At 45.3% G+C, this 7,573-nt stretch carries 7 protein-coding genes, 10 tRNA genes and 1 rRNA gene (1 of these 18 running past the window's edge); 17 read left to right on the top strand and 1 reads right to left on the bottom strand.

The window, feature by feature from the left end; all coding sequences use genetic code 11:
* From E8L90_RS21925 to E8L90_RS21865, 13 genes are all read left to right on the top strand, one after another.
* A 23S ribosomal RNA gene (locus E8L90_RS21925) occupies positions 1-127 on the top strand; it begins 2,815 nt to the left of the window's first position.
* A 52-nt stretch (positions 128-179) separates the two neighbouring features.
* Positions 180-255, top strand: a tRNA-Asn gene (locus E8L90_RS21920).
* Positions 256-261: 6 nt separating this feature from the next.
* Positions 262-337 (top strand) — tRNA-Thr (locus tag E8L90_RS21915).
* A gap of 18 nt (positions 338-355) precedes the next feature.
* Positions 356-429 (top strand) — tRNA-Glu (locus E8L90_RS21910).
* A gap of 85 nt (positions 430-514) precedes the next feature.
* Positions 515-590: transfer RNA gene (locus E8L90_RS21905), tRNA-Val, on the top strand.
* 8 nt (positions 591-598) lie between these two features.
* Positions 599-683: transfer RNA gene (locus tag E8L90_RS21900), tRNA-Tyr, on the top strand.
* Between the two features lie 20 nt (positions 684-703).
* A tRNA-Gln gene (locus tag E8L90_RS21895) sits at positions 704-778 on the top strand.
* A 6-nt stretch (positions 779-784) separates the two neighbouring features.
* Positions 785-860, top strand: a tRNA-Lys gene (locus E8L90_RS21890).
* Positions 861-880: 20 nt separating this feature from the next.
* Positions 881-957 (top strand) — tRNA-Arg (locus E8L90_RS21885).
* A 5-nt stretch (positions 958-962) separates the two neighbouring features.
* Positions 963-1,039: transfer RNA gene (locus E8L90_RS21880), tRNA-Pro, on the top strand.
* 8 nt (positions 1,040-1,047) lie between these two features.
* A tRNA-Gly gene (locus tag E8L90_RS21875) sits at positions 1,048-1,121 on the top strand.
* Positions 1,122-1,287: 166 nt separating this feature from the next.
* The gene (rocF, locus tag E8L90_RS21870; protein ID WP_137031374.1) at positions 1,288-2,184 is read left to right on the top strand and encodes an arginase; all 897 of its coding nucleotides are present in this window, start codon (positions 1,288-1,290) and stop codon (positions 2,182-2,184) included.
* Positions 2,185-2,365: 181 nt separating this feature from the next.
* Positions 2,366-3,696 (top strand): IS1182 family transposase gene (locus E8L90_RS21865; RefSeq protein ID WP_162309130.1). Its coding sequence is split into 2 segments (ribosomal slippage): positions 2,366-2,906 and positions 2,906-3,696, totalling 1,332 coding nucleotides; the frame shifts between segments, so codons are not numbered across the junction.
* A 147-nt stretch (positions 3,697-3,843) separates the two neighbouring features.
* Here the strand turns inward: E8L90_RS21865 and E8L90_RS21860 are convergent.
* Entirely contained in the window at positions 3,844-4,002 is a 159-nt protein-coding gene (locus tag E8L90_RS21860) for an aspartyl-phosphate phosphatase Spo0E family protein (protein ID WP_007725277.1), read from the bottom strand.
* Positions 4,003-4,172: 170 nt separating this feature from the next.
* Between E8L90_RS21860 and sigW the strand changes: the two genes are divergently transcribed.
* The 4 genes from sigW (at position 4,173) to E8L90_RS21840 (ending at position 7,547) form a co-directional block, all read left to right on the top strand.
* Positions 4,173-4,736, top strand: a complete 564-nt coding sequence (gene sigW, locus E8L90_RS21855) for an RNA polymerase sigma factor SigW (protein WP_007725279.1) — start codon at positions 4,173-4,175, stop codon at positions 4,734-4,736.
* Positions 4,737-4,753: 17 nt separating this feature from the next.
* On the top strand, positions 4,754-5,377 hold the full coding sequence (locus E8L90_RS21850; RefSeq protein ID WP_137031373.1) for a zf-HC2 domain-containing protein: 624 nt from the start codon (positions 4,754-4,756) through the stop codon (positions 5,375-5,377).
* A 105-nt stretch (positions 5,378-5,482) separates the two neighbouring features.
* Positions 5,483-6,307 (top strand): diadenylate cyclase CdaA, encoded by an 825-nt coding sequence (gene cdaA / locus E8L90_RS21845; RefSeq protein WP_137031372.1) that lies wholly within the window; start codon positions 5,483-5,485, stop codon positions 6,305-6,307.
* Entirely contained in the window at positions 6,300-7,547 is a 1,248-nt protein-coding gene (locus tag E8L90_RS21840) for a CdaR family protein (RefSeq protein WP_137031371.1), read from the top strand. The genes cdaA and E8L90_RS21840 overlap by 8 nt, the downstream gene beginning before the upstream one ends.
* The last annotated feature ends 26 nt before the right edge of the window (positions 7,548-7,573 follow it).

The raw sequence follows: 7,573 nt of genomic DNA, 5'->3' as shown, positions 1-7,573 counted from the left end.
CCAAGATGAGACTTCCCACAGCGCAAGCTGGTAAGACCCCTCATAGACGATGAGGTTGATAGGTTCGGTGTGGAAGCGCGGTAACGCGTGGAGCTGACGAATACTAATCGGTCGAGGACTTATCCACAAATTCTTAGCAATCATGCGTATTCAGTTTTGAAGGAACAAACCTTCAATGTTCCTCGGTAGCTCAGTTGGTAGAGCAATCGGCTGTTAACCGATCGGTCGGCGGTTCGAGTCCGTCCCGAGGAGCCATATTATGCTCCTGTAGCTCAGTCGGTAGAGCGTTTCCATGGTAAGGAAGAGGTCGCAGGTTCGATTCCTGTCGGGAGCACCAGAGTAATCTTATGATCTTGGCCCGTTGGTGAAGCGGTTTAACACAGCAGCCTTTCACGCTGTCATACAGGGGTTCGAATCCCCTACGGGTCACCTAAAAACACCTTAACAATGGTTAAGGTCCTGCAAAGCTATCAGAGTATGCTAAGAAGCATACTCGTCACTTTGTCAGGAATTTGGAGGCTTAGCTCAGCTGGGAGAGCATCTGCCTTACAAGCAGAGGGTCGGCGGTTCGATCCCGTCAGCCTCCACCATAAAAAATGGGGAGATAGTGAAGTGGCTAAACACGGCAGACTGTAAATCTGCTCCCTCCGGGTTCGGCGGTTCGAATCCGTCTCTCCCCACCATTTTTTATTTTGCGGGTTGTTGGGGTATAGCCAAGCGGTAAGGCAACGGACTTTGACTCCGTCATTCCTAGGTTCAAATCCTAGTACCCCAGCCATTTTGCGAGCCATTAGCTCAGTTGGTAGAGCATCTGACTTTTAATCAGAGGGTCGAAGGTTCGAGTCCTTCATGGCTCACCAGTTTTTTAAAATCATAATAGGTGCCCTTAGCTCAGCTGGATAGAGCGTTTGACTACGAATCAAAAGGTCGGGAGTTCGAATCTCTCAGGGCACGCCACTTATCGGGAAGTAGCTCAGCTTGGTAGAGTACTTGGCTTGGGACCAAGGGGTCGCAGGTTCGAATCCTGTCTTCCCGACCATTTTTTATGCGGGTGTAGTTCAATGGTAGAACTCCAGCCTTCCAAGCTGGTCGCGTGGGTTCGATTCCCATCACCCGCTCCATATGCTTACTAGAAACGAGAAACCGAAATGGTTGCTCGTTTTTTTGTGCTTTTACAAAGCTTGTCAGACAGGTTATTTATGCAAAATCATGTCGAGTTGAGTCATTTTGCTTTCCGAGGCTACAATATAGGAGTAGAGAATGAACGAAGGAAAGGGTGGCACTCTTATGAACAAAAACATGAGCATTGTTGGTGTACCGATGGATCTAGGTGCAGACCGCCGCGGAGTTGATATGGGACCTAGCGCTATCCGTTATGCAGGTGTTGTAGAACGCCTAGAGAAGATGGGTTTCAATATTGAAGATCGAGGAGATATTTTTGTAACGCGTCCTCATCATTTCACCGAGACGGAAAACCATAAATACCTGGATGAAGTCGTGGAAGCCAATGAAAAGCTTGCCAATGTTGTAAGCGATATCATGACTGCTGGTCGATTCCCGCTCGTATTGGGTGGCGATCACAGCATTGCTCTTGGAACCATTGCAGGTGTGGCTAAGCACGTAAAAAACCTAGGTGTGATTTGGTTTGATGCTCATGGTGATCTGAATACGGGTGCCACTTCTCCATCGGGAAATATTCACGGTATGCCTTTGGCAGCGAGCTTGGGGTATGGGCATGAGCGTCTGACGAGCATTGGGGGATATACACCAAAGGTACAGGCAGAAAACGTGGTCATCATCGGTGCGCGTGATTTGGATCAAGGTGAGCGTGAATTGATCAAGCGTATTGGGATGAAGGTTTTCACCATGCATGAAATTGATAAGTTGGGTATGGCTCGAGTCATGGATGAAGCAATCGCGCATGTGTCCAAAAACACAGATGGCGTGCATTTGAGCCTTGACTTGGATGGACTTGATCCACACGATGCTCCAGGAGTAGGGACGCCAGTAATAGGTGGTATCTCCTATCGAGAAGGGCATGTCTCATTGGAAATGCTGGCAGATGCAGATATTCTTTGTTCTGCAGAATTCGTGGAGGTCAATCCGATTCTTGACCGAGAAAACATGACAGCTCGCGTTGCAGTCGCTTTAATGAGTTCCGTTTTTGGTGATAAATTACTATAAAATAAATGAAGAAGATCATGAAAAAAGAGAGGCTTTTAGCCCTCAGGCTGTCGAGAAAGTCGACAGCCATTTTTATTTTACTTAATTTTAAGGCGACACCGCGTTAATTTGTTATAATTCTTATAATTACATTTTATAGTAGGTGATAATTGTGCTTACCTCGAATGATAAAAATCCGCAAATGCATTACGAATTTGTGTGCCTTGATGAATTGGTCCCAGAGGACCATTTATTAAGGGTCATCCAGAAACATATAGATTTCTCCTTCATCCGAGAAAAAGTACGTCAATATTATTGCGAGGATAACGGTAGACCTTCGATTGATCCTATTGTTTTATTTAAAATGATTTTCATTGGATACCTTTACGGTATCCGCTCAGAGAGGCAGCTCGAAAAAGAAATCCAGACTAACATCGCCTATCGTTGGTTTCTTGGCCTTTCTTTAACAGATCGAGTTCCAGATCACACAACAATCAGTTGGAATCGTCGAACCCGTTTTAAAAATACAAATGTTTTTCAGGAGATTTTTGATGAAATTGTGCGCTTGGCGATTCAGCATCGAATGGTCGCTGGACGTGTATTGATAAGTGATTCCACGCATCTTAAAGCAAATGCGAATAAACGAAAATTTAAGAAGCATGTCATCGAGAAATCGAGTCGTGCCTATCTCAAAGATTTAGAGGTAGCAATTAATGAAGACCGTGAGGTACATGGAAAAAAGGATTGAAGCCTAGAGAGGGTGTGAAGGAAGAAAAGGAAATCAAGGTGAGTACCACTGATCCGGAAAGTGGCTACATGGTTCGAGACAGCAAGCCCGAAGGCTTTTTCTATCTCGATCACCGGACTGTCGATCATAAGTACAATATTATTACCGATGTCCATGTCACTGCTGGCAATGTCCATGATTCCGTTCCTTACATAGATAGGCTGAATCTCCAAATCGAGAAGTTTGGGTTTAAGGATACAATTGAAGCTATTGCATTAGATGCTGGTTATTTAACTACTCCAATCTGCAAGGCACTTCACGATATAAATGTATTTGCTGTCATCGGTCATCGTGCCTTTACACCTGTTAAAGGTCTTTTTGCTAAATGGCGCTTTAAATATGATCTGGAGTGCGATGTGTACACATGTCCTCAAAAACATACGCTTACTTATTCGACTACCGATCGAAACGGATACAGGATGTATAAGTCCAATAAAGAAATATGTAAAACTTGTCCAAGGCTTTCTGAGTGTACCCGATCTAAAAATCACCAAAAGGTGATAAGTAGGCACGTTTGGGAAGAGAGTAAGGAATGGGTTCGACAGAACCGTTTAAGTAAATCGGGGAAATATTTATATAGATTAAGATACCAAACCATAGAGCGAAGCTTTGCAGATGCTAAAGAACTGCATGGGCTTCGCTATTGTAGGTTACGCGGACGTGAAAATGTCCAAGAGCAGGTATTGATGACAGCAACAGTACAAAACATTAAAAGGATAGCACTACACCTAGCGAAAGCAAGTTAGGTGAAGGCTATCCTTTTTTCAGCACTTCGTGCTGGAACAATACCAAAAAGAAATCCCCAAAAGGGGGTTTCTCTTCAGTCTGGAGGCTTTTAGCCCTCTTTTTTTGTTTTACCGCGTCTTTACATTGATAGGGGAAAGCTGTACATTCTAAGGATGGAGACGAAGTTTATTTAATAGCTGGTCCAGTTGTACACTTAGTGTAACTAATTCTGGAGTAATGCAGGCTTGTTTTTTGTACTGATCGTTGAGTTCTTTTCGAAGCATTTCAATCTCGAGGAGAACGTCTTTTTTTGACAATCGTTGCACTCTCCTTTCCACCCGTGAGATAAATGAGCTATCATTACTTATATATAGAGGAAAGTATTACGCTTATTCCTTTCATTCCCAACAAATTATCCGCAGAAACACTAGATTAAAAATGAAACCATATGCAGTATGATCCGTATATAGGATTACGGTATTGTGGGGAGGATCGCATGGATTTTGTAGAGAAACGGTTGACTCAGCGGGCAAAACGCGGAGACCGTGAAGCTTTTGCGGAGTTAATCGAGATTTATAAAGACAAAATATTTCAGCTCGCATATCGTATGGTGGGAAACCGTCAGGATGCGGAGGACATCGCGCAAGAAACATTTTTGCGTGTCTATGCCAATTTGCATTCATACGATGACAACTATAAGTTCTCCACGTGGATCTACAGGATCGCGACCAATCTATGTATCGACCGTGGTCGGAAAAAACGACCTGACTTTTCATTGGATGAAGAAACCGAACCAGGGCAAGGCCTCGACTGGTATTCACGCCTGTCTTCTAACGAGCGAACACCGGAGGACAAAGTCGTAACGCAGGAGCTGCAGGAGACGGTACAAGATGCTTTGTCTCACTTACAGCCCAAATATCGCTCGATTATGATCTTGCGTTATATTGAAGATTTGTCGTTGCAGGAGATCAGCGATATCGTAAAGCTTCCCATAACGACAATCAAGACGCGTATTCATCGAGGAAGGGAAGCATTACGCAGCAAGTTGCGATTGATGTGAGAAAGGAGAAAATCACGATGGAATGCCGGGATATGATTTGCCTCATCCACGAATATCTAGATGGGGACACAGATGAATTAGCCAATCTGCAATTGCAAACACACATAAATTCTTGTGTAAGTTGTCGCCAGCATATGCATGAGTTGCAGAGAGCCATCGCTTTTGTGCAGAGCGCTTCACATATTCATGTCTCTTCTGATTTTACAGCTCGTGTACTTGCGCAATTGCCTGCGCCGACGAAAGCGAATCTGTTATCAGGATGGCTTCGTAATCATCCGTTTTTGACAGCTGCAGCGGTATTTTTCTTTTTGATGACCGGCAGTGTATTCAACAGTTGGTTTGATCGGGATGACACTCTACAGGTATCCTCTGCTAATTTGGATAAATTAAAAATAGATCGTGAACGCAATGTCGTAGTTGTACCAGCTGGAACCAATATTGATGGAGACTTGGTTGTCCGCAACGGAAACGTAGATGTTCAAGGCCATGTAACAGGAAATGTTGTGGCCATTGAAGGAAAAGTGTTCGTGGCATCTACCGCCCAAGTCGTGGGAAATACCGAATCGATCGAAGCAATCGTGGATTGGATTTGGTATGAGGTGAAAAATATTGGAAATGACTTGCTTCCGATCTTGCCATAAGAGAAAATAGAGAGTACAGCTATCAGAGCACGGCAGTGGAGCCGTGCTTTTTCCGCAGGAGATAGACTGACTTCATTAGATGGAGCGAGATATGGGGGCTTCGTTATGATATCGATATCCATGAATTATGGGGATTTGCTACGGTATGCAACGGATATTTTACTCGTTACATACGTGTTCTATAAAATCATTATGCTTATTCGCGGGACGCGCGCTGTACAATTGCTGAAGGGGATTATGGTTATCGTCATCACATGGTTCCTCAGCAAATATTTTCAGCTAACGGCACTGCACGCGCTGATGAATCAGGCGTTTACCTTCGGAGTTTTGGCGGTCGTCATCATCTTCCAGCCGGAGTTGCGTCGAGCACTGGAGCAGCTTGGTCGAGGAAAGCTTTTTTCCCGTTCAAGCAGTACGCAGGATGATGAGGTGGTTAGCCGCTTGGTTCAAGAGGTGGGCAAATCGGTTACGTACATGGCCAAGCGTCGCATTGGTGCATTGATCGTCATTGAGAGAGAGACGGGTCTGAATGACTACGTGGAAACGGGTATTGGTATTAACGGGCGAGTCAGCTCAGAGCTGTTGATTAACATTTTTATCCCGAATACACCGTTGCATGATGGTGCGGTCATTATGCGAAAAGACATGATTATGGCTGCGGCCTGTTATCTGCCACTGTCTGAGAACAATTCCATCTCCAAGGAGTTGGGAACGCGCCATCGAGCGGCAATAGGGTTAAGTGAGGTTTCCGATGGCATTGCGATCATCGTATCCGAAGAGACTGGTCAGGTGTCCTTTGCCGCGCATGGAACAATGAATCGCAATCTGACGGAGGCGCAACTGGCAGAGATGCTGACAGAACAGCTTCAGCCTCTGTCCAAAGGCAAATCCATGGGAAGTCGTTGGCAATGGAGGCGAAAACATGGATAAATGGTTAAACAGTCACTGGTTTGCACGGGCTGTTGCGTTGCTTTTGGCTATCATGACGTGGATGATTGTCAATCTGGAAGCAGAACAGACGACGACTCCTGAGGCTAGTCAGCCAACTTTTATTGATAGTGTCAATTTGCATGTGAGATACGATACCGATCGTTATCAGGTGGTCAAGCAACAACGAACGGTAAAGGTCGCCTTGGAAAGCAATAATCCTTTTTATCGACACAATTTCTTCCCGGAGGACTCGTGGGAAGTGTATGTCGATGCGACAAGCCTGGGCAAAGGAACACATCGTGTACCTGTCCAGTACAAGGGATTCCCGGATGAAGTCAAGGTAGGGATCATCCCGAATATCGTGGAAATTACCTTGGAAGAGAAGAAGACTGTTGAGCGTGAAGTTTCCGTGGAGAAATTGGGACAGGTCGCCCTTGGTTATACGGCTGGAGAGCCTATTGTGAAGCCGTTTAGGGCGCTTGTAAGGGTACCTGAAAGCCAAGTGAATAAGGTAGCAGCAGTTAAGGCTTCGGTTGACTTGGAAGGGGCTACTTCGGCAATCAAGACAACGGTTCCGCTCAAAGTCGTGGACAAGTCTGGCAACGTCATTCAGGGGGCCGATGTGGTGCCACTTACGGTAGAAGTGAACATTCCCGTAACGAGTCCGTTTGCCAAAGTGCCAATCAAATTAAACTTGACGAATGAATTACCGAATGGCTATAGTTTGGCTAGTATGGGTATGAATGTGGAAGAGGTCACGGTCTATGGGCCGAAGGAAGTCATTGATGGCATCAAATCCAACACATACCCAGGCCCGGAAATCGATCTCGGCAACATTACATCAGATCGCGACATAGAGTTAAAGATACCGTTAATGGATAATATCGTGAAGGTCGAGCCGGAGTATGTGACCGTTTCGCTGAAAGTCGTTCCATCAACGACCAAGCGTTTGGATAAGATTCCGATTCGCATTAGCGGGCTATCAGAAAGTATGGAAGCAAAGGTACTATCCACCGACGGCCAAGAGATGTCTACGATCGGCTTCGACGTAATCGGCGCACCAGAAGTGCTGAATCAGTTGGGGCATGAAGACTTGCAGGTCGTAGCAGATGTCAGCAATATGCCGGCGGGTGTATACGAAGTACCATTGAATTACATCTTCAATCAGTCGGAGTATATCAAGACTTCTGCGAGCGCACCGAAAAAGGTCACAATTCAAATCACGAACAAGCAAAGGTAGACATAAGCTGTTGTGTGCACAAGGAA

Source organism: Brevibacillus antibioticus (genome assembly GCF_005217615.1).
GTDB classification, from domain to species: Bacteria; Bacillota; Bacilli; order Brevibacillales; family Brevibacillaceae; genus Brevibacillus; species Brevibacillus antibioticus.
The sequence above is the reverse complement of the archived record's forward strand: the minus strand, read 5'-3'. Positions and strand labels throughout refer to the sequence as shown.

Excerpts from the sequence above, each read along its gene's own strand:
- E8L90_RS21840 (WP_137031371.1), top strand. The coding sequence starts at position 6,300 with ATGGATAAATGGTTAAACAGTCACTGGTTTGCACGGGCTGTTGCGTTG.
- rocF (WP_137031374.1), top strand. The coding sequence starts at position 1,288 with ATGAACAAAAACATGAGCATTGTTGGTGTACCGATGGATCTAGGTGCA.
- cdaA (WP_137031372.1), top strand. The coding sequence starts at position 5,483 with ATGATATCGATATCCATGAATTATGGGGATTTGCTACGGTATGCAACG.
- E8L90_RS21850 (WP_137031373.1), top strand. The coding sequence starts at position 4,754 with ATGGAATGCCGGGATATGATTTGCCTCATCCACGAATATCTAGATGGG.
- sigW (WP_007725279.1), top strand. The coding sequence starts at position 4,173 with ATGGATTTTGTAGAGAAACGGTTGACTCAGCGGGCAAAACGCGGAGAC.